The sequence below is a fragment of the Thiocystis violacea genome (genome assembly GCF_016583565.1).
GTDB lineage: Bacteria > Pseudomonadota > Gammaproteobacteria > Chromatiales > Chromatiaceae > Thiorhodococcus > Thiorhodococcus violaceus_A.
On the sequence record NZ_NRRF01000033.1, the window covers coordinates 33099 to 54572 of the forward strand.

Genomic DNA, 21474 nt, shown 5'->3' on the forward strand with positions numbered 1-21474 from the left:
AAGGACGCCCCGGTCACTCGGGGCTAGCGACGCCCGTGCGACCGGGTTCGTTCGGATCATCGGCTCTCCGAGGATGGCAATCTCCGGCGTTCTCCGAAGGGCTCGACCGCGGGGCTGCGGATTCTTCGCTGAGGCTCAAGAGGAGATGAGGCTCAAGAGGAGATGAGGCTCGAGAAGATCCGCCTGGCCGGATTCAAGTCGTTCGTCGACCCGACGAGCGTCTCCTTTCCCAGTAACCTGGTCGGGGTCGTTGGCCCCAATGGCTGTGGCAAGTCCAATGTCATCGACGCCGTGCGTTGGGTCATGGGCGAGAGCTCGGCGAAGATGCTGCGTGGCGAGTCCATGGCCGACGTCATCTTCAATGGCAGCACGGGCCGCAAGCCGGTGGGTGTCGCCACCATTGAGTTGGTCTTCGACAACAGCGACGGCGGCGCGGGCGGCGAGTTCGCCGCCTTCAATCAGATCTCGGTCAAGCGTCAGGTCTCGCGCGACGGCCAGTCCAGCTACTTTCTCAATGGTTCCCGCTGCCGCCGGCGCGATATCCAGGACCTCTTTCTGGGGACGGGTCTGGGTCCGCGCTCCTATGCCATTATCGAGCAGGGGATGATCTCGCGGATCATCGAGGCCCGCCCCGAGGATCTGCGCCTCTTCCTGGAGGAGGCGGCGGGCATCTCCAAGTACAAGGAGCGCCGTCGCGAGACCGAGAATCGCATGCGTCATACGCGCGAGAACCTCGAGCGCCTCGATGACGTGCGTGAAGAAGTCGGCAAGCAACTGCTGCACCTGGAGCGACAGGCGGCGACCGCCGAGCAATACACCCAGCTCAGGGCCGAGGAGCGCCAGCTCGATCTCGAGCTCAAGGCATTGCGCTGGCGCGCCCTGGATAGCGAGGTCCAGGCCATGGACCGCCGCCTGGCGGAGGCCGAGAACCTCACGGAGGAGGGGGTCGCGAGACAGCGCCGGCTGGAGGCCGACATCGAGGACCGGCGGGCCGCCTACAATGCCGCCTCCGACAGCTTCAACGAGGTTCAGGGCCGCTACTATGCCGTGGGCGCAGAGATCGCCCGCGCCGAGCAGGCCATCCAGTTCGCCAACGAGGAGCGGGGGCGCCGCGAGGCCGAGCTGGTCCGCCTGGATCAGGAGCTCTACGAGGCCGAGCATCATCTCCAACGCGACCAGGCGCGTTTGGCCGAGATCGAAGAGGGCCTGGCGCGCGACGAACCCGAGCTGCGTGTGGCCGAGGCGGCGCTCGGCGAGGCGAGTGGCGTCTTGATGACCGCCGAGGACCAGCTCAAGGGTTGGGAGTCCGAGTGGGATGCCTTCAATCAGGCGGCGGCCAAGCCATCCGAGCAGTCCCAGTTGGAGCGCGCGCGCATCAACGGCCTAGAGCAGTCGATGGCCCGTGATCGGGAGCGTCTGCGGCGTGTCGAGGAGGAGATCGGGCGTCTGCAATCCGCCGATGTGACGGCGCGGTTCGAAGAGCTGAGCGAGCAGGAGGGTCTGCTCGACGCGCAGCGCGCGGAGCAGGAGGCGCGGCAGCAAGAGGCCGTCGCCGCCCTGGCTGGTCGCGACGAGGCGCTGCGCCAGCTCGCGGATACGCTGGACGCGTTGCGCACCCAGGTGCAGGAGGCCAAGGGGCGCCTGGCGTCCTTGACGGCCCTGCAGGATGCCGCCATGGCGGATACGGATGCCGAGCGTGCGCGCTGGTTGGCCGAGCACGGGCTGGCGGATGCGCCCAGGCTGGTCGATCACCTGGAGGTCGATCCCGGCTGGGAGCGCGCCGTGGAGACCCTGCTCGGCGATGCGCTCAGGGCCGTGGGTGCCGAGGGGCTCGACGCCTATCGTGACACCCCAGGGGCATTGATTCCGGGATTGGTCCTCCTCGACACGCAGGCGTCGGCCGTCGGCTCCGAGTCTCCGGCGAGCCTCTTGAGCCGATACGTCCGTGCGCCCTGGCCGATCGAAGGACTGCTTGGGGGCACGGGGATCGCGGAGGATCTGGCGGCCGCGCTGGATGCGCGCGATGGCCTGAGCTGGGGGCAGTCGCTCATCACGCCGGACGGCACGCGCGTCGGGCGCAACTGGCTGAGTACGCCGGCGGCCAGCGCGGAGGGCGGCGTGCTGGCGCGGGCCGACGCGATCAAGGCGCTGCGCGGCGAGATCGCGTCCCTGATCTCGCGCGAGAGCGCGCTGCTGGCGGAAGAGTCCGCCATCCGCGCCGCGCGGGCTGAGGCCGAGGCGCGGGGTGCCGATGCCGCCCGCGCGCTGTCGGGTGCGACGCGCGAGCTGTCTGTGCTGCGCTCCGAGTTGAGCAGTCTGCGCACCCGCCGCGAGCATCAGGCGGAGCGGCTGCGTGTCCTCGCCGAGGAACGGGCCGAGCTCAACGAGCAGGCGGCCGAGTCGCTGGAGGCGATGGAGGAGGCGAGGGAGCGTCTGCATGCCTGGCTGAGCGAGGTCGATCAGCTCGCCGAGCGCAGGGAGGCGATGGAGGGCGAGCGCACCCGGTTGCGGGCCGTGGTGGCGCAAGGGCGTGCGCAGGAGCGCGAGTGCCGGGAGCGCACCCAGGGTCTGCGCATCAACGTCGAATCCAACCGCGCGGCGCTGGCCGCGACGCGCCAGAGCCTCACGCGGGCGAGCGAGCAGCAGGCGCAGCTGCGCGAGCGCCGCAATGAGGTCCAGATTCAGCTCGAAGAAGGCGTCGAGCCGCTGATCGAGCAGCGCGACCGCCTCGACGAGCAGCTCGTGCTGCGTGTCGAGGTCGAGGAGTCCCTGCAGGAGGTGCGCGCGCGGCGCGAGTCGCTCGACGCGGAGGTGCGGCGCCTGGAGCAGGAGCGCCAGCGCACGGAGCAAGCGGTGCAGGGCAGCCAGCGTGGCCTGGATACGCTCAGGCTCGAGCGCCAAGAGCGCCTGGTGCGGCAGCGCACGCTCGAAGAGCAGCTCGGCGAGTCGAGCGTCAGTGCGGCCGGCGTGCTGGAGTCCATGGACCCGCAGGCGAGCGAGGCGACCTGGCAGGAGCGGCTGACCAAGATCGGCGCGCGCATCCAGCGTTTGGGCGCCATCAACCTCGCGGCCATCGAGGAGTTCAAGGAGCAGTCGCAGCGCAAGACCTACCTGGATGCGCAGCATGAAGACATCTCGCGCTCACTGGACACCCTGGAGCAGGCGATCCGCAAGATCGACCGCGAGACGCGCAACCGCTTCAAGGAGACCTACGACCAGGTCAACCAGGGCTTTCAACAGCTTTTCCCGCGGTTGTTCGGCGGCGGGCACGCCTATCTGGAGCTCACCGACGAGGATCTGCTGGAGACCGGCGTCACCGTCATGGCGCGCCCGCCCGGCAAGCGCAATTCCAGCATCCACCTGCTGTCGGGTGGCGAGAAGGCGCTGACGGCGGTGTCCCTGGTGTTCGCCATCTTCCAGTTGAATCCGGCGCCCTTCTGTATGCTCGACGAGGTCGACGCGCCCCTGGACGATGCCAACGTCAGCCGCTTCTGCGAGCTGGTGCGCTCCATGTCGGACCGTGTCCAGTTCATCTTCATCAGTCACAACAAGGTGACCATGGAGATCGCGAGCCATCTGCTCGGCGTCACCATGCACGAGCCCGGCGTCTCGCGCCTGGTTGCGGTGGACGTCGACGAGGCGGTGAAGCTGGCGGGCGTTTCCTGAGCCTTGGGTGTCATCCGGTCGTCCGCGCGGTCGCGATTCCGGCGTCGGTTGGAACGCGCAGCGGTTCCTCCCCGCGGCGTTCGGGCCGGTCGCCTGCGTTGCAGAGGCGGATCGCCCGATCGGGCATCCGTCCTGCCCAGCGGCGCGATGAGCGAGGCCCAAGAGCCTCGATCCGAGCTGACTCGCTCGGGAGGGGCATCGCTCTCGGGCGGGTGGCTTGCAGTGGATACAGGCACCACCGGCGTTGATATACTCACCGCTCAACGATCAACACCCCGAAAGCAACCAGAATTCGAATGGACGCCAGTACTATCCGCCTGATCCTGATTGTCGTTGGAGCCCTCGCGATCCTGCTGCTTTATCTGTGGGAGCGTCGCCGCGAGCATCAGGACGACGAAGATGACGCCTACCTCGACGAAGAGGATGACGTGGGTGTGCCCTATGCCATACAGACACGCAAACACGAGCCCGACATCGACGATGACGATGACGAGGCTCGCTATGAAGCGCCCTATGAAGCGCCCTATGAAGCGCCCTATGAGGCACCCCATGAAGCGCCTCGCCCGTCCAGCTGGTCGCAACCTTCGCACCCGGTGGATGCGCGGATGGACGACGAAATGGACGACGAAGACGCTGATATCGACGGTGAGGAAGAGCTAGAAGAGGATTCCAACTCAGTGACGGACATGCCTACGCCAGAACCCCTGCTGATCCAAGTGAGTGTCAGTGCACGCCGCTATCCCTTCAAAGGAACGGACCTCATGGAGGTCGCCGAGCGCTGTGGGCTCTACCCCGGCGACATGGATATCTTCCATTGCCTCGATGAGTTCGACGACCACACCCGGGTCTATTTCAGCATGGCCAACATGATCAAGCCGGGGATCTTCCCCTTCGAGACCATGGAGAGCTTCTCGACACCGGGGCTGATGCTGTTCGCGCAGCTCGAGGGCGACCCCGAGGACATGACCATCCTCGACGAAATGATCGCGACCGCGCGCAAGCTGGCCTTGGCGCTGAACGGCGACGTCCTGGACGACACGCGCAGGCCGCTGACCGTCAAGAAGGAGGAGCAGATGCGCCAGGCCGTGCTCGACAACGAGATGCGTTGGGCCAAGGCCATGATGCGGTGACCAGTGCAGAGTCCGTGCGCCAGCGCGTGGAGGCCCTGCGCGCCGAGATCCGGCATCACAATCACAGATACCATGTGCTGGATGATCCGGAGGTTCCGGACGCCGAGTACGATCGTCTCATGGCCGCGCTGCGTGAGTTGGAGCGCGACCATCCCGAGCTGATCACCGCGGACTCTCCGACACAGCGTGTCGGTGCGGAACCGCGCGCCGATCTCCTGGAAGTGCGTCATCGTGTTCCCATGATCTCGCTCGACAACGCCATGAGCGACGAGAAACTGGCGGAGTTCCACCAGCGAATCCAGACCGCGCTCCCGGACGCGAGGGCGGTTCTCTACACGGCCGAGCCCAAGCTCGACGGCCTTGCCGTGAGCATCCGCTACGAGGCCGGTGTCCTGGTGCAGGCCGCGACGCGGGGCGATGGGAGCCGCGGCGAAGATGTGTCCCACAATGTCCGCACCCTTCAGACCGTGCCCCTGCGACTACTCGGCGACGATTGGCCCGAGGTGTTGGAGGTACGTGGCGAGGTCTACATGACCCGCAGTGGATTTGCCCGTCTGAATGCGCAGATCGAGCGCCGGGAGGAGCGGCCCTTCGCGAATCCGCGTAATGCCGCGGCGGGGAGCCTGCGGCAGCTCGATCCGCGCGTCACGGCCGGCCGGCCGCTCAAGTTCTGCTGCTACGGCTGGGGGGAGCGCTCCGACCCGCCTGGTGAAAGCCAATATACCCAGCTCAAGCGGCTGGAGGGCTGGGGGATCCCGGTGTCCAAGGAGCTGCGGCAGGTTGAGGGACTGGACGGCTGTCGCCGCTATTTCGAAGACCTGGGCCGGCGCCGCGATGCCCTGGACTACGATATCGATGGGGTCGTTTTCAAGCTGGATCAACTCGCCAGCCAGCAGCGTCTGGGCGCGACGATCCACCACCCGCGCTGGGCCATTGCCCGCAAGTTTCCCGCGCAGGAAGAGCTGACCCAGGTCGAGGCCGTGGAATTCCAGGTTGGCCGCACGGGCGCCGTGACGCCGGTCGCGCGGCTGCGGCCGGTGCAGGTTGGCGGTGTGACGGTGTCGAACGCGACACTCCATAACATGGACGAGGTTCTCCGCAAGGACGTGCGCATCGGCGACTTCGTCTTCGTGCGGCGCGCCGGTGACGTGATCCCAGAGGTCGTGCGGGTCGTTGCTGAGCGCCGACCGCCGGATGCGCGGCCGGTCGAGCTGCCGCTTCAGTGCCCGGTGTGCGGCTCCGACGTGATCCGCCCGGACGGCGAGGCCGTCGCCCGTTGCACCGCCGGGCTCTATTGCCCTGCTCAGCGCAAGGAGTCGATCAAGCACTTCGCCTCACGCCGTGCCATGGACATCGAGGGTCTGGGCGACAAGCTGATCGAACAGCTGGTGGACTTGGACTGGATCCACGAGCCCGCCGACCTCTACCGCTTGACGCAGGCGCAACTGGCCGGGCTCGAGCGCATGGGCGAGAAGTCCGCCGCGAACCTCATGGCGGCGCTGGAGCGCAGCAAGGAGACCAGCTTCGCGCGCTTCATCTTCAGCCTGGGGATTCGCGAGGTCGGCGAGGCGACGGCCAAGGCGTTGGCCGAGCGTTTCGACGGCATGGCCGCGCTCATGGCGACCCGTGAGACGGATTTTCTCCGAGAGCGTGGTCTCAAGGGGATCGGCCTGGAGACGGCCAAGGCGCTGAAGGCCTATTTGGACCACCATCCGAACGAGGAGACCGAAGGCACCTTGGCGGACTGGCTGGCTGGGCTCGGGATCCGTGGACTCACGCGCGGGCGCGCGGGCCTGCTCGCCGAGCACTTCGCCGATGCGCGGGCGCTGCGCGCCGCGGAGCTCGAAGCGCTCTATTTCAACAGTGCGCGCCTGGTCGAGGGCATTGGCCCTATCGTTGCAGCCCATATTGCCGGCTTTTTCAGCCAGGTCCACAATCGGGAGGCCATCGAGCATCTGCTGGCCGCCGGCATTCATTGGCCAGCGCCGGATGCGGCGGGCGAGGCCGCCTCAGGGCAGCCGCTCGCTGGCAAGACCTTCGTCATCACCGGAACCCTCAGTCGGCCGCGTGATGAGATCAAGGCGCAACTGCAGGCCTTGGGCGCCAAGGTCACAGGCAGCGTTTCCAAGAACACCGATTATCTGCTGGCCGGGGCCGACGCCGGCTCCAAGCTGGACAAGGCGCTGAGCCTCGACGTCGAGGTGATCGACGAGGCCGGCCTCGCGGCCTTGCTGTAGGTTGAATCAGCCTGGGGCGGGCTTCTTCCCGGCGGTCCTCCCGCCTTTTTTTCCAGGGGATGCACGATGACCGAGCTGTCCAAAGAACAGGCCATCCTGATCGCGATGCGCAAGACGCTGACGGCGATCGTCAAGGACGTGACGCCACCGCCCGGGATGCGCCATCCGCTGTCGCCGAACACCATCGAAGACGTGCGTCAATGCTTGGGGCTCATCGCGGCGCGCGAGAAGGAGCTGGCCGACGAGCAGGGGCGTGGCGGCGAGCGCCCCTACTATGCCGATGAACCCCAGACGGCGCAGTTGGTGTCGATCGAGGGTCTGAAGAGGCGAAAGGAGTAGCGCGGATGGCGAACAGACACCTGCCTGGGCCGAGCTCGGCGCGGCGGCGAGCGCTGCGTGCGAGCACGCTGGCGCTGGCGCTCGCCGTTTTCAGCACCCCTGGTGTGGCCGTGCGCACCAGCACCGAAGCTGGGCCGAGCTGGAGTTATTCCGGCGAGACGGGTCCAGACCGCTGGGGCGACCTGGCAGAGCCCTACTCGGCCTGTAAGACGGGCCAGATGCAGTCGCCCATCGATATTGCCCAAGCGCGGCCTCTGGGTTACACGCCATTGGTCTTCCAGTACCGCTCGCACCTCTTGGAGATCCTGAACACGGGCACTGGGGTTGAGGTCGTGACGCCGCCCGGCAGTGCCTTGCTGGTGCGTGGATCCGCCTATGACTTGGAGCGATTGGAGTTCCACGTTCCAGGCGAGCACCACTTCAATGGCTTCCAGGCCGAGGGCGAGATCCAATTGGTACATCGCGACGAGCGAGGCGGCTACGTCGTGGTCGCCGTACCCCTGCAGACTGGGGACCGGGAAAACCGCATCCTGTCGCGAATCCTCGACTACTTTCCGATGACGGCGGGCGAACGCGTGAGACACCGCCAGGTTGGGATCAATCCCTTGTTCCTGCTTCCCTCGGGGCGCGGCTATTACCGCTATACGGGCTCACTCACGGCCCCACCCTGCACCGAGCCGGTGCTCTGGTACGTCATGAGCGACCCGCTCATCATCAGTCCCGATCAGCTGCGGCGTATCTCTGAAGCCATCGGCTTCAACGCCCGTCCGGTCCAGCCGCTCAACGGCCGGGTCGTCAATGTGATGGGGCGCTGACCTCGGGCCCACTCGGCACCATCGCAGTCGGTTGTCAGTGTCTCTTGCGGGGCTCTTTGCGATGCCCTGCCGGACGTATCGAGACTCACGGGGGGCAGAGCGCACCGGTCGGTGCCGATGCGCTCTGGCGCGAGGGGCCTGCCCGAGTTCGAACGAATCGGCTGCGCAAGCGGGAGAACAGCTGCGTTCGTCCGGCTTTCCGTGACATAGCGTCCGCTATGCACCTCAAAAGCACGAGGAAATGGCCTTGCTCTCCCGGTGTGCGCTTCGATTCCTCTGAACCGGCCAGGCTCCTGCGCTCAGCAGATCAGTCTTCGATCTGATCCTCGGCGACCGCGATCAGGACAGGCGAAGTCACCTCTTTCGGGAGTTGGTCGAACTTCTTGGCGAGAGAGGGCCAGAGCAGATTGTAGTAGAGCTCGGCACGCACCAGGGCGACGCCTTTCGCCGGGATCTCATACTCCAGGTCGCGGATCTCGTGTGGCTTGAGGCGTGTGTCTTTGCCCGGCTTGGTTGCCGTCGGCGGGGGGGCGGGGTGTCCTTTGTCGTCGGCCAGTCCGTAGGCGAAATAGGCCTGGGGATCGTCGTCCGACGGGTGTCCGTCCGCGTTCTGCCACAGGACGTTTCCAGTGGCGTCATAGGCCGTCAGTGTCAGATGCAGATTCCGGAAGGGCGCCCCGGTCGGCATGGCGTGGGGCTGCAGATTGCGAATCTGAACCCGGGTCTTGATGGCGTCGCCCGCGGCCTTGGTCTTGAGGTCGAACACGACCGAGCGTTCAAGCATGGCGTCATGATGACCGCCACCCATGGTGTGGTCCGCGAATCCGCCTGCGACGGGCATGTGGCAGGTCTGGCAGGCAACACGGCTCCCGCTCTCGACGAACTCTCCCCCCGTCTGGCAAAGCGGAACGCCCTTGGGGTTGTCGCGTTGGTCGTGGCAGCCCATGCAGGCATCGGATGTCCGCAGCTGGATGGAATTCGGCTCCAACTCCAGCGCAGGGATGGACTTTCCGCCCAGCTCGACGGGTTCGCCGAGATGAGGATTGGGTTTCTGGTCGTCCGAATTCGTTGTGGTGGCGCCGCCGAAGAGATCCTCTGAGGCTGTGAGCTGCTGCAGGCCGCGAGGAAATCCAACCGGCCCTTGAAGACGGTCCGCGACCTCGTAGGCCATGAGACCGTAGCGGATCTTGCCGTTCTCGCCCTTGATGCCCTTGTAGTCCTTGAGGGTATGGCAGGCGACGCAGTTCACCCCTTCGCTGTAGGCCGGCAAGGCGTCCAGCTTGGTGGTCTTGTCACGCGCCGCATTGGGGGCGTGACACTGGAGGCAGATCGGGAATTTGCCGGACTTCTTGTGGAGCATACCTTCCGCGCTCGGGTCTCCGACCTCCTGCTTGTAGAAAACGCCGTGAATCGGGTCCGACAGGGCCGTGCTCTGCGCGTGCATGGAGCCTTTCCATTGGCGGTAGATGTCCTGATGACAGGTCTCGCAGACCTCGGAAGAGACTCTGTGGATGGGTTCGGGCTCCGCCGCGAGCGCCATCGTAGCGCTCAAGGCGAGCGCGATGATCACTGCCTGTGCCCCGGGAATGGCCGTCGGCCATTGATTCAGTCGCATGCGTTGTCACTCCTCTTTATCGCTGTTCTATCGCTGCCTTGGCATTATTTTCCATTCTGTCTCGAAACAGAAGGGCGGAGTGCTCAATGAGCGGGCTCCTGTGCCTGATCAGGAATTACGGAATTTTATTAACTAGTAAAGTTACCGAGTTCCAATCTGTTGCGCTTGCTTCTAAAGGGTTGCAGTCATTGGTATCTTGTTGGGCCGGGGAGAGAGCGCTTGCCTGACTTCTGGATGGGAAAAGCAAATGGAATATTTGTTTTTCATTATGATTTCCGGATCGCTCGAAACTGTTCGGTGATATCGTGAAGACATCTCCTGTGCGTGACAGCTGCCGTGCGGTGAACATAGGCTGGGTGCATGTGTCGATCCATGCATTCGCGCTTGGCGTCGAGTCGTGCCGAGCCTTCGTCAGGAGGGGCAGATTGAGGGCAAGGAGGCGTTTTCGCCTGGATTCATTCGATCGAGGAGGCTGAGGTGATCGTGATTAGGAAGCTGCGAGTTCTGTTGCTGTTGCCGATCTTCGGGGGAGTCGCCCTCGGCGCGATCCTGTTCTCTGGCCAGGCGATGGCCGAGAAGGTCACGCTGGACCCCAGCCTCTGGGGGCACCCGGCGGGGGAGGCTTGCGTCAGCTGTCACGCCAAGGCCTCGGCCGGGCTCACGGATCAGTGGCGCGAGAGCGCCCATCAGGCCGCGGGCGTGAACTGCATGGATTGCCACCAGGCGGATCGCGCGGACGTCGACGCGATGGAGCATGAGGGTCAGATCATTGCGACCATTGTGTCCCCAAAGGACTGTGGGCGCTGCCATGACAAGGAGTTCGAGGAGCAGCGGGGCTCGGTGCACGCGGAGGCCTTCGCCATCATCGAGACGCGGCTTCCCGCCCTGGCCGACAACGTTGGCGGTCCGGCCATGCGCTCGGCCTCGTGCGACCAGTGTCATGGCTCCCAGGTCAAGGTGCGCGGGGATGGCACGCTGGATTCGGCGACCTGGCCGAATTCGGGCATCGGACGGATCAATCCGGACGGCTCCAAGGGATCCTGCTCCGCCTGTCATGGGCGGCATCGGTTCTCAAAGGCCCAGGCCCGCGAACCCGATGCCTGTGTGCGCTGTCACTCCGGCCCCGACTCCCCGGACAAGGAGATCTTCGAGGCATCCAAGCACGGCATGATCTACGCCGCCCAGCGGGATGACATGCATCTCGCTGCCGACGCCTGGATCGCCGGGCGTGATTACACGGCGGCACCGACCTGCGTGACCTGCCACATGGGGGGTGCTGGCAAGCTTCCTGCCAGCCATGACGTGGGCATGCGCAACGTTTGGAGCCTCAACACCCCGGTTTCCGAGCGGCAGTACCTGGTCGTCTTCGAGGACGGCGCCAAGATGGAACTCCCGGAGAGCGCCGAGATTCCCAAGCGCGGGAGCGAGCTGACGCGCCCCGATGGCAGTCTCGGGACGGTCAAGGTCGTGGCGACGCCCGAGCGGCGTCGCCAGGCGATGTCCATGGTCTGTCTGGAGTGCCATGGCAAGGGGTTCACCCAGGGCTTCATGGCTCAACTCGACGGTGTCGTGGGCCTGTTCAACACCAAGTTCGCCGAGCCGGCCAAGACGATCATGCAGGGTCTCTACACCGAGGGTCTGCTCACGCCGACGCCCTTCGATGAGCCGATCGAGTTCACTTACTGGGAGCTGTGGCACGACGAAGGCGCCAGGGCGCGCCATGGCGCGGCCATGATGAGTCCGAACCACGCCTGGTGGGAAGGGATGTACCTGGTCGGACGCAATTTTTACGCGCGCTTCCTGCCGGAGGCACGCGCGGCGGCGGGCTTCAAGTCCGTCGAGCTGGTCGATACGGTGCTGGATGCACAGGGCCCGCACCAGTGGTTGAAGGATCCGAATCGAGCGAATCCGATCCTTGGCTTCGGTGGCGAGGAGGCGGACTGATGCGTACCTGGGGCGTGTCTCTCGTCATCACCCGCCATGTCCTCATCGCCCTGGTGATCGGCGGTCTTGGCGGCTTGCTCGTGATGGCCTTCCTCATCGAGCTGGACCACGCCACCAGCCGCAGCGAGTTTTGCACGAGCTGCCATTCCATGCGCTTCGCCGAGCAGACCTATCAAGCCTCGCTGCACTTCGACTCGCCATCGGGCGTGCGCGCCAGTTGCGGCGATTGCCACGTCTCGCCCGGGCTGATGGCCGCGACCTGGGATCACCTGGTCGGTCTCCGCGACCTCTTCAAGGAATTCTTCGGGCCAGACTACGCCGACCCCGCGGTCAATCTCTTGCACTTGCCCGAGGCCGCCTTCTCCGCGCGGGAGTGGTTCCGCAAGCGGGATTCCGCCACCTGCAGGCGCTGCCACACCCAGGAGGCGATTCTCGGCGAGCGGGCCAATACAGCCGCCATCCATCGCGAGGAGGCCGAAGGCAAGACCTGTATCGACTGTCATTACAACCTGGTCCACCGTAGGGTGCCGGACGAACAGACGTTCAAGCGGGATGCCTGGAATGCGATGGTCGAAGAGGAAATGGGCCTTGAGCCGGGGGAGGCCGCCAGGCTGCTGGAGGGACCGGGCTCCGGCTGCGGCGAACCCTGAATGCCGATGCGCTCAGGCGAGTCCTGGGCAGGCGTTGGCTTGGTGGATTCGCGCGTTCGGGGCTCGCGCCTGGCTTCAGTGCTGGCAGTTGTTGAGTCGATGACCGCCGCCAGGGAGCACGGCGAACAGGAAGGCGAAGCCAAGCACCGCGGCGCCGGCCAAGACCATCAGGAGCGCGATATGGGCCATGGGGATCATGAGTCCGCTGGTTTCGGCGACCAGCAGGAGGAGGATCCCGGACGCCAGTAAGGTTGCGGAAAGCGTGACGGCGACACGCATGGTGCTGCAAGAGGTCATGATCTGACTCCAATCATTACTACATAACTATATTCTAATATTTATTCAGTCAATTACAAGTCGCGCTTTCCTGGAATGTGACCTGGTCGAGGTCAACCGCTCTGCTGGGTCAGCGGAACGCGGCAGGATCTCGCTCATCCAGTAGGGGCGGCGCGCACCTTCTCGGCGAAGAAAAGCCTCACCGTGGCCTTTCAATCGCCCTGTTGCGCCGTCACACTCCCCGAGCTGGGCGATCACCGGCGACTCGCCTACCTGGCAGCGATGCTTGTGCTGCCGATTGGAGGATCGACGGGATGCCGCGGCTCGGTGTTCTTATGCGAGCCGCGTCACTGTGTGCGACGGCGCGGCGCGCGGCGATGGCTTGTGCGTCCGGAGGATGCGCGCCCCACGGGCTGGGTCGCTGGATGTGCTGCGCGCGAATCGTCCTGCCTGCCTTGATGGCGCATGGCCTGGCCAAACTGAATCTGCTCTCTCCCCCTCCCTCAGGAGTTCATCGTCGATGCATCAGACCTCTCTCATCCGCAGGCCTCTTGGCCTCTTGCTCGCTTTGACGATTGCGGCGCCTGGCGTCGCCCTTGCCTATGACACCAAGGACGCAATCCGCGATTGCGAGGATCGTCTGCGCAGCGAATACGGTCTGATCGACCTGCGTGAGAGCCGCGGCGTCCAACTGCCCGGCGACAAGACCTACCGGGTCGAGGGCAAGACCAAGATCGACGGCGAGAAATATCCTTGGACCTGTGACGTGCAACGTCGACGGGTGGTCAACCTGGAGTATCGCGGACGCCGACCGTCCCGCGCCGGAGGTCCGCCGGGGGGCGGTGGACCCGAGGTCGTGCCGCGCCGCTCCGGTGAGGTCGAGGTCCGGCTGCCGGGCGGTTGCATGACGCTCTACGACCGCCGCGGTGATCTGATCAACCGCGGCAGCCGTTGCAGTCCGGGTGATCGTCGCCGTGCCGACGATGCCGCCGCCGCCTACTTCCGTGAGCAACGGCATGGCGGCGATCGCCGCAATGACGATCGTCGCAATGATGATCGTCGTAATGACGATCGTCGGTACGATGACCGCGGAGGATCCGGGCGCGGCAATCAGAGAGACTCGGAGCTGGACATCGACCTGAGCAAACGCGGCAGTGGCAGGGTCAGGTTCGATAACGACTGCGTGGTCTATTACGAGAAAGGACGGCGCTCGACGGTCTCGCCGCAGTGCAGTGGGCGCCAGGTCGATCGCGCGGACAAAGCGGTGGATGACTCCCTGCGCTAGTCGATCGGCGGGCTAACCGCGGACCTCCGGCAGCGTCGCGCGGTTGGCCTGCCTCGACTGGCCGGGCATCGCCGTTTCCTCGACGCCTGTTTGGTGCGTAGCCATCGCCAGATCTTGACGCCGCCGCCAACAAAAAAGCCGACCCCGCAGCGGGGTCGGCTCCTTGAAAACACCAGCCTGGGCTACCCGACTATTTGGCTGAGGTCGGATCCTCTTTCATCTTCACGACCTCTTCATTGAGCTCAACCATGGCGCCTTCGCGCATCTCGTTGACCTTGGACGCGATCTTCTGACGTTTGACGAGGGCGGTGAGCTGTGGCTTGGCATCCTCGAAGGACGGAGGCTCTGCCTTGCGGGTCTCTTGCAGCTCGATGACGTGCCAGCCGAACTGGGTTTGAACCGGCTCTTTCGTGTAACTGCCGGGCTTCATGGCGGCGACGGCCTCGGCGAACGGGGCGACCATCTGTTTGGCGTCGAACCAGCCCAGGTCGCCGCCGTCCTTACCGGTTGGTCCCTGCGAGTGCTTCTTGGCCAGGTCGGCGAAGTTCCCACCCTTGTCCAGCTGCTTGATGATCTTCTTCGCCTCGTCCTCGTCCTTGACGAGGATGTGGCGGGCCTTGTACTCGGTGCGCGCGGATTGCTCCTTGACCTTCTCGTAAGCGGACTTCAGCTCGTCCTCGGTCGGTTCCATCTCTTCAGCCATGGCCGAGAGCGCGGCATTGGACATGACCTTCATGCGCTCCAGCTCCAGGGCCGCGACGACGTTGCGATCGCCCTGCATCTTGCGGCGATCGCCTTCCTGCGAGGCCACGATGAGGCCCATGAACTCGTCGAACACCTGCTGCTGGAACGCCGGGTTGTTCTGCTGGCCCTGATTGCCCTGGAGGCGCTCCATGTAGAAGAGGCGGAAGACATCCAGCTGGTAGGGGGTTCCGTTGACGGTTGCGATGAGGGTGTCCGGGGAGTCCGTGTCCTTCGCCTCTTCCGCGAAACCGGTTGCGGTGGCGAGGAGGGCGCAGAGCAACAAGGGCAAACGAGCTGTCTTCATGATCTAAGGATTCCATGGATGAAAGAAGTGGTGCGCCCCGACCTGCGTCGGGGCATCGAGGAAAGACGGCGTCAAGGATTACTGCTTCGGGGAAACACTTGCTTGAACGGCTTCACCTCGACCGTTCGATAGACCCCGGCCATGCGATAGGGATCGGCCGCGGCCCAGTCTTCGGCAGCCTTCAGATCGATAAATTCCGCGACGATGAGTGAGCCCGTGAAACCGGCTTCGCCGGGATCGGGGCTGTCGATCGCGGGGTGCGGACCCGCCAGCAGGAGCTGTCCCGCATCCTGCAGGGCTTGGAGTCGCTCCAGATGGGCCGGTCTGGCCTTCAAACGGGCCGCGAGCGAGTCCGGATTGTCGACCGCGATGATGGCGTAGAGCACGTCAGTCCGCCTCCAGGGTGTGGGGATCGTCTTTTACGTGGCGGGAGAGGTAGAAGGCTTGGGCGATCACGAACGCGATCGTCAGTCCCATCATACCGAAGAGTTTGAAGTTGACCCAAACGTCCTCGCGTCCTTGCGCGTCTTGGCAGAGCGCCAGCAGGGTTCCGGAGAAGGTCGCTGCACAGGCGGACAGGTCCACGCCGGTCTGACCCGAGGCCGCGAGCAGCGCCTGCTGTGCCTGGTAGAAGCCGCTGCCGACATAGACGACGAAGAGGTTCGCCAGTCCCAGGAAGACGAAGAAGGCGGTCCACAGCAGGTTGAGCCGCGACCAGATGGGCTTGGGCAGCTCGATGCTGTGGCCCATCATGCGCTCGATCAGGGTCCGCTCGCCGATCAGTTGACTGCCGATGAAGGCCGCGGCGAACAGCCAGTTGACCAGGGTCGGCTTCCACATGACGAAGATGGGATCCTGCAGGGCGATGGTGAGCCCCCCGAAGACGGTGAGCAGCCCGAGCGTTACCAGGTGCATCTTCTCGGCGCGTCGATGCCGTATCAAGGACCAGCCGACCTGCAGCGCCGCGGCCGCGATGGCGACACCTGTCGCCCAATAGATTCCCGCCAGCTTGTAGGCGGCGAAGAACAAGAGCACCGGAAAGAAATCGATCAGTAGCTTCATGGTGGATCCTCGCCGCGTCTCGTCCCATCGAGCGGGTGCGGGCGGCGTTATCGTCTCGGCTGGCTCGGCCAGCCTGTCCCAAGGTGGCGCGGATGGCGGCTCCGGTCCGCGTGTCCCGTCCCTGCGTGGCTCCGCCACGGGTCGGCTGACGATCAGCGTCAGGAGCGCAGCGGCGCAGGATACGGCGTGCGAGGGCTTGGGGTAAAGCCCGACCTCCGGCGGCGGGAGAGGCTGTGAAGCCGACCTGTCCCCTTGTATAGTGCCCGGCGAACGCTTGAGTCCTTGGAATTCTGGAGGATCGTGGTGGAACAGATGACAACGTGGGTGAACGCGCTGAACGGCCTGGTCTGGGGGCCGCCGATGCTCGTCTTGATCTTGGGGGTCGGCTTTTTCCTGATGGTCGGGCTGCGCCTCATGCCGCTCATGAAGCTCGGCTACGGCTTCCGGATGCTGTGGCGAGGTCGCGTCAAGCAGGGGGATGGCGACATTCCGCCCTATCAAGCCTTGATGACGGTGCTATCGGCGACCGTGGGCACGGGCAATATCGCCGGAGTTGCGACGGCGATCTTCCTCGGCGGGCCGGGCGCGCTCTTCTGGATGTGGTGCACGGCACTGGTCGGGATGGCGACCAAGTACGCCGAGGCCGTCCTTGCGATGCACTACCGGGAGGTGGATGGCAAGGGCAGCCACCTGGGCGGTCCCATGTATTACATCAAGCTCGGACTGGGCGAGAAGTGGCTGTGGATGGCGAGCGCCTTCGCGCTGTTCGGCCTGCTGGCCGGCTTCGGCATCGGGAACACCGTGCAGGCGAACTCGGTCGCGCATGCCACTCAGAGCACCTTTGGCGTTCCGGTCTGGATCACGGGCGTGGTCATGGCTATCTTCGCCGGACTGGTGCTCATCGGCGGGATCAAGCGCATCGGCGAGGTCTCCGCGGCCTTGGTGCCCTTCATGGCGATCGTCTACGTCAGTGGCGGTTTGGTCGTCCTGGCGCTGCACCTGGATCAGATCGGTCCGGCGCTCGACTTGATCTTCGTCCATGCATTCACGCCCACGGCGGCGACCGGTGGCTTCGCGGGCGCGACGCTGGCGGCGGCGATCCAGTTCGGCGTTGCCCGCGGCATCTTCTCCAACGAGGCCGGTCTGGGGAGCGCGCCCATTGCCCATGCGGCGGCGCAGTCCAATGATCCGGTCGCTCAGGGCACGGTCGCCATGATCGGCACCTTCATCGACACCCTGGTCATCTGCACCATCACCGGCCTGGTCATCCTGGTCACCGGTGTCTGGAATTCGGGCGAGACGGGGGCGGGTCTGTCGACCCTGGCGTTCGAGACGGCGCTGCCGGGTGTCGGCTCCTACATCGTCGCCATCGGCCTGGTGCTGTTCGCCTACACCACCACGCTTGGCTGGAGCGTCTACGGCGAGCGGTGCGCCGAGTACCTCTTCGGCGAGCGGGCCATCCTGCCCTTCCGCATCCTCTGGGTGGCCGTTCTGCCGCTCGGTGCCATGGCGCAGCTGGATTTCATCTGGTTGGTCGCGGACACCCTCAATGCCTTGATGGCCTTGCCGAACCTGGTGGCGTTGCTGCTCCTGAGCCCGGTCGTCTTCAAGCTGACGCGGGATTACTTCGCGCAGAAGCGCGTCTGATCGCGGCGAGGCCGCCGCACCCGCGGCGGTGGCCTCGCGCGCGTCTCTAGCCGGTCGCCTTCGAGCCGCCCTGACAGGGAGGTGACTCCGGGACTCCACCCTTCTCCTGCCATTCGTCCGCTGTCCAGGTATGCATCGTCACGGCGTGCAGACCCGCGCCCAGCTCCTCGCCAAGCAGTTCGTTGATGCGCCGATGCCGTTCGATCAGCGGCATGTCCTGGAAGCTGTCACTCACTACGAGCAGCTTGAAGTGGGACTCCGAGTCCGGCGGGACGGCGTGCATGTAGCTCTCGTCGACCACGTCCAGGTGCACCGGCTGGATGGCGTCCTGGATCTTGCTTTCGATACGTTGTTTTCGATTCATCGTTGGACCTCTGCGTAGTGGCCACAGTCTGGCCGTTGCTCTGAGCCCCGATCAGCACCCTGGTCGACGCCCACTCAGCTCACTCCTGTCACTCAGGATGCCCACGTCGGTGCTGGGGGCCTGAGAGTTCGATATGCTCTGACACGAGCAGCGCTTGCGCTGCCTCGACGACCTGCTGCAGATGTGTGCGGTGGGCCGGGTCTTCCAGGGTGTTGCGCTCCACGCCTTCGGTCCGCCCATAGAGGCTGAGCTGCAGCTGCGCGGGCGTGCGCACGTGCAGCTGCAGATCGCAGAGGATGCGCGTCAGTTCGCTCTGTGTCGGCGCGGCGCCCAGGGATCGAAAGAGCGCGGCGAGGGCGTCGAAGAGCGGCTGTGCCTCCTGCCCCAGGCAGAAGTCGTCCGGTCGGTAGATCAGGTGCTGCTCGGAGACGCGGTTGATCCAGATCCGAAAGCTCTCCTTCTGCAGCGCGTGGTAGAGCGGCTCCTCCGAGATCAGAAAGAGCAGGAGGTGGCGCGGATTGGCGAAGTAGCGCCCGTCGCGGACGTTCCAATAACAATTCGAGACCAGACGGTGAATGCGGATGTGCTCGCGGAAATCCGTCGCGTGGAGCTGGTCGAGGATGAGCACGGTTGGATCGCCCTCGCTCTGGGCGCAGGCCTCGCTCACGATCTGGTCGAGCGGCTCGATGGGCGGCTCCTCGCGCCCCAGTTCGTCGCGGCTCGGCGGCAGGATCACGTCCGGCAGCGGCGGGTTCTCGTCCGTGAAGTCGTGGTAGAGGACGTGGGGAAACTCCAGCGCGTGCGCGAGTGCATTGGCGAATGCCGTCTTGCGTCGCTCGCCATCGCCCGTGATGTTGAGGGTGCGGATTCCGCGGGTCGGACTTTCCAGTAGACAACGGAGCTGGAATTCGTAGTCGTCGTTCGACTCGAAACCGTTCTCCGCCATCTTTGCTCTCAGACTTGGCATGCGCGAAGCATAGCCGGCCCGAGGTCCAAGCCCAAGCCGTGATTCGGCTGTCCCCGCAAGGCCCCGCTCAACCCGTCCAGGCTCGCTGAAAAAATGTCGGACGCATGGTCCTGGCGTTCTGTCCCTGGATGCGCCGGTGGCCGGGCGGTCTCGCTAGTCGTTGCCAGGTCCGGAGGCGGGCGACGACGTGCCTTCCAACGCCTCAAGCCGCTCGCGCAAGGCGTCGAGCTCGCGCTCCTGGCGTCGGATCTGCTTGAGCAGCTCGGGGAGCTGGGTCAGGGCGGCGAGCTCTCGGAGCGTGTCCTTCATGGGTCTGGCCGGCGTTCCGAAGACGGTCGCGCCCGCTGGCACGTCTTTGGTGACGCCTGACTGGCCGCCGACCCGGGCGCCGGCGCCGACCGAAACATGGTCGGAGATGGCGACCTGCCCGGCGATGACCGCGCCCGTGCCGACGCGGCTGCTGCCCGCCACGCCAGCCTGGCTGACCAGGATGACGTGCTCGCCGATATCCGTGTTGTGGGCGACCTGCACCAGATTGTCGATCTTGGTCCCACGCCGGACGCGGGTGATACCCAGAGTCGCGCAGTCGACGCAGCAGTTGCAGCCGATCTCGACGTCCGCCTCGATCACGACCCGGCCCAGTTGGGGAATCTTGCTGTGCCTCTGACCGTCCCAGTGGAAGCCGAAACCATCCCCGCCGATCACGGTGCCTGGGTGGATGATGCAGCGCTCACCCAGCTGGCTTGCGTTGAGGATGGTGACATTGGCCTCGATCACGCAGTCGGCGCCGATGCTGACGTCGCGGCCGATGAAGCAGCCGGCTCCGATGCGGGTGCGATCCCCGATGCGGGCGCCCGCGGCGATGACGGCGCAGGCGCCCACGGCGACCTCGGCGCCGATGACCGCCTCCCGATCGACGACCGCGCTCGCATGGATACCCGGCGGCTCTGGCGCGGGGGCAAAGGCCGTGGCGAGCTCAAAGAAGGCGCGCCTCGGATTCGGGGTGCGAATGAGCAGCCGGCCGGGCGTCTCGGGGAAATCCGGCGGCACCAGCACGGCGCCGGCATCAGTGGCCGCGACGGCCTCCGCCTGGTCCGCACGCTCGGCGAAGCAGAGATCCGCGCCGCTTGCCAGCGCAAGCGTGCTGACCCCGCTGATGCGCAGCGGGTCGGCGGCGAAATCGGGGGGGGCGAGGCCAAGGCGTGCGTAGAGCTGAGATCGGTCGAGGACCATGGCGGTCTCCTTCAGTGGCGGGAGGGCAGGCGTCGGCGTTCTTCAGGGCGCCGATTCTGCGTCTGACGAGGGTTCTTGCACCGTGGTCACTCCGCTTGGGCCGCGTCGATGGCGGTCGGAGCGCGCGGCGAGTTCCGCTGGCTGAGTGATGCTCGGCGGGACGCGACGCAGGCATCCCGATTTTGAAGCGACCTGGAAGCCGATGGCAAGAACCCCGCGTGTCGATCTCCCGAATCGATGCGGGGGAGGGCGGTGGTTCGTTCGGAAGGGGTCGATCGATTTCCGGGCGGATGGCGCACCTGCCACCCGCTCCGCGTCGGTCTCGATCCTCGGGGCGGTGGTCGGACGTGACTGTGCTGGCGTTAGCCCGCCGTCTGGCCGCTGCCTTGCTGCAGACCGAGCAGCTGATCGTGACCTTCCTCGCGCGCCCAGTCGAGCGCTGTCTTGCCGTCGGAGTCTTTGAGGGTCGCGTCGGCCCCCTGCTTGAGGAGGGTCTCGACCGTTTTGGCATGGCCCTGTTTGGCCGCCCAGATGAGGGCTGTCCAGCCCTTGGTGGCCTCTTGGTGATCGATCATGGCGCCATGGCGGATGAGTAGATCGACGGTCTCGGCGTGGTTGTTGGAGGCTGCCAGCAACATGGCCGTGTAGCCGCCCTTGTCCACGGCGTCCACCTTGGCGCCGGCCTGGATGAGTCGCTCGACGACGGCCTGGTGCCCGTAGAGCGCGGCCTTCATCAGCGGGGTCCAGTTGCAGCTGTCGCGTACGTCCGGCTGGCGATGGCGCGCAAGCAGTTCGTTGAGGGCGCCAAGGTCGCCTTGCTCCGCGACCTCCAGCAAGGCCTCGCCCGGGCCTCCGGCAGGGGCTTGATTGCTCGACTGGCCGCAGGCGCAGAGGCCCGAGAGGGCGGCGAGGGTGAGAATGAACGTGTATCGAATTTTCATCCCAGTATCTTGCTCGGATCCCATCCGCTGGGCCAATGAGAATGCGCAAAGGACCCCACGGAGCCAGACTTCGGGAACCGGTCTCCCGATTCCGCGGTCGCTTCATCCGAGGTTGGGCAGGCTCCTAGTGGTCTAGAGTGAAAGTCCTAATACTGTTTCTGGGCGATCGATGGCATCCTACTCATCTGTCTTGAGTTTCGCCGATGAGTTGATGACACGATGCCACGCTGCACCCCGATTCCCGTTTCCCTCACC

General features: G+C 65.3%; 18 protein-coding genes. 9 read left to right on the forward strand and 9 right to left on the reverse strand.

Going from position 1 to position 21474, the window contains the following annotated elements:
- Positions 1-162 precede the first annotated feature (162 nt).
- The 5 genes from smc (at position 163) to CKO23_RS14200 (ending at position 8187) form a co-directional block, all read left to right on the forward strand.
- Positions 163-3666, forward strand: coding sequence for a chromosome segregation protein SMC (gene smc, locus CKO23_RS14180; protein ID WP_200332272.1), 3504 nt, complete (start codon positions 163-165; stop codon positions 3664-3666).
- A 296-nt stretch (positions 3667-3962) separates the two neighbouring features.
- Positions 3963-4796 (forward strand): cell division protein ZipA, encoded by an 834-nt coding sequence (gene zipA / locus CKO23_RS14185; protein ID WP_200332274.1) that lies wholly within the window; start codon positions 3963-3965, stop codon positions 4794-4796.
- Positions 4793-7033, forward strand: a complete 2241-nt coding sequence (ligA, locus tag CKO23_RS14190) for an NAD-dependent DNA ligase LigA (RefSeq protein WP_200332276.1) — start codon at positions 4793-4795, stop codon at positions 7031-7033. The genes zipA and ligA overlap by 4 nt, the downstream gene beginning before the upstream one ends.
- 66 nt (positions 7034-7099) lie before the next feature.
- Positions 7100-7372, forward strand: coding sequence for a segregation and condensation protein A (locus CKO23_RS14195; protein ID WP_200332278.1), 273 nt, complete (start codon positions 7100-7102; stop codon positions 7370-7372).
- Positions 7373-7377: 5 nt separating this feature from the next.
- A complete protein-coding gene (locus CKO23_RS14200) occupies positions 7378-8187 on the forward strand; it encodes a carbonic anhydrase (protein WP_200332280.1) in 810 nt (269 codons plus the stop codon).
- Positions 8188-8494: 307 nt separating this feature from the next.
- Here the strand turns inward: CKO23_RS14200 and CKO23_RS14205 are convergent, their stop codons facing one another.
- Positions 8495-9802, reverse strand: a complete 1308-nt coding sequence (locus tag CKO23_RS14205) for a cytochrome c family protein (protein ID WP_200332282.1) — start codon at positions 9800-9802, stop codon at positions 8495-8497.
- Between the two features lie 477 nt (positions 9803-10279).
- Here CKO23_RS14205 and CKO23_RS14210 point away from each other — a divergent pair, with 477 nt between their 5' ends.
- The gene (locus CKO23_RS14210; protein ID WP_346014610.1) at positions 10280-11746 is read left to right on the forward strand and encodes a multiheme c-type cytochrome; all 1467 of its coding nucleotides are present in this window, start codon (positions 10280-10282) and stop codon (positions 11744-11746) included.
- Positions 11746-12396, forward strand: a complete 651-nt coding sequence (locus tag CKO23_RS14215; protein ID WP_200332284.1) for a cytochrome c3 family protein — start codon at positions 11746-11748, stop codon at positions 12394-12396. Before CKO23_RS14210 ends, CKO23_RS14215 begins: the two co-directional genes overlap by 1 nt.
- Positions 12397-12471: 75 nt before the next feature.
- Here CKO23_RS14215 and CKO23_RS14220 read toward each other — a convergent pair whose 3' ends face one another.
- The gene (locus CKO23_RS14220) at positions 12472-12693 is read right to left on the reverse strand and encodes a hypothetical protein (RefSeq protein ID WP_200332286.1); all 222 of its coding nucleotides are present in this window, start codon (positions 12691-12693) and stop codon (positions 12472-12474) included.
- Positions 12694-13192: 499 nt separating this feature from the next.
- Here CKO23_RS14220 and CKO23_RS14225 point away from each other — a divergent pair, with 499 nt between their 5' ends.
- Positions 13193-13957 carry a hypothetical protein gene (locus CKO23_RS14225; RefSeq protein WP_200332288.1) on the forward strand — a complete coding sequence of 255 codons (765 nt, stop codon included), beginning with the start codon at positions 13193-13195 and terminating at the stop codon, positions 13955-13957.
- 190 nt (positions 13958-14147) lie between these two features.
- Here CKO23_RS14225 and CKO23_RS14230 read toward each other — a convergent pair whose 3' ends face one another.
- The 3 genes from CKO23_RS14230 to CKO23_RS14240 form a co-directional block, all read right to left on the reverse strand.
- Positions 14148-15005, reverse strand: a complete 858-nt coding sequence (locus tag CKO23_RS14230) for a peptidylprolyl isomerase (RefSeq protein WP_200332290.1) — start codon at positions 15003-15005, stop codon at positions 14148-14150.
- Between the two features lie 71 nt (positions 15006-15076).
- Positions 15077-15391, reverse strand: coding sequence for a YciI family protein (locus CKO23_RS14235; protein WP_200332292.1), 315 nt, complete (start codon positions 15389-15391; stop codon positions 15077-15079).
- Position 15392: 1 nt separating this feature from the next.
- The gene (locus tag CKO23_RS14240; protein ID WP_200332294.1) at positions 15393-16067 is read right to left on the reverse strand and encodes a septation protein A; all 675 of its coding nucleotides are present in this window, start codon (positions 16065-16067) and stop codon (positions 15393-15395) included.
- Between the two features lie 303 nt (positions 16068-16370).
- Between CKO23_RS14240 and CKO23_RS14245 the strand changes: the two genes are divergently transcribed.
- Complete coding sequence (locus CKO23_RS14245; RefSeq protein ID WP_200332296.1) at positions 16371-17714, forward strand: amino acid carrier protein; 1344 nt, start codon at positions 16371-16373, stop codon at positions 17712-17714.
- 46 nt (positions 17715-17760) lie between these two features.
- Here the strand turns inward: CKO23_RS14245 and CKO23_RS14250 are convergent, their stop codons facing one another.
- The 4 genes from CKO23_RS14250 to CKO23_RS14265 form a co-directional block, all read right to left on the reverse strand.
- Positions 17761-18078 (reverse strand): BolA family protein, encoded by a 318-nt coding sequence (locus CKO23_RS14250; RefSeq protein ID WP_200332298.1) that lies wholly within the window; start codon positions 18076-18078, stop codon positions 17761-17763.
- A gap of 88 nt (positions 18079-18166) precedes the next feature.
- A complete protein-coding gene (locus tag CKO23_RS14255) occupies positions 18167-19024 on the reverse strand; it encodes a hypothetical protein (protein WP_440870569.1) in 858 nt (285 codons plus the stop codon).
- 174 nt (positions 19025-19198) lie between these two features.
- Positions 19199-20278, reverse strand: a complete 1080-nt coding sequence (gene lpxD, locus CKO23_RS14260; RefSeq protein WP_200332302.1) for a UDP-3-O-(3-hydroxymyristoyl)glucosamine N-acyltransferase — start codon at positions 20276-20278, stop codon at positions 19199-19201.
- Positions 20279-20640: 362 nt separating this feature from the next.
- Entirely contained in the window at positions 20641-21219 is a 579-nt protein-coding gene (locus CKO23_RS14265) for an ankyrin repeat domain-containing protein (protein WP_200332304.1), read from the reverse strand.
- Positions 21220-21474: the final 255 nt, after the last annotated feature.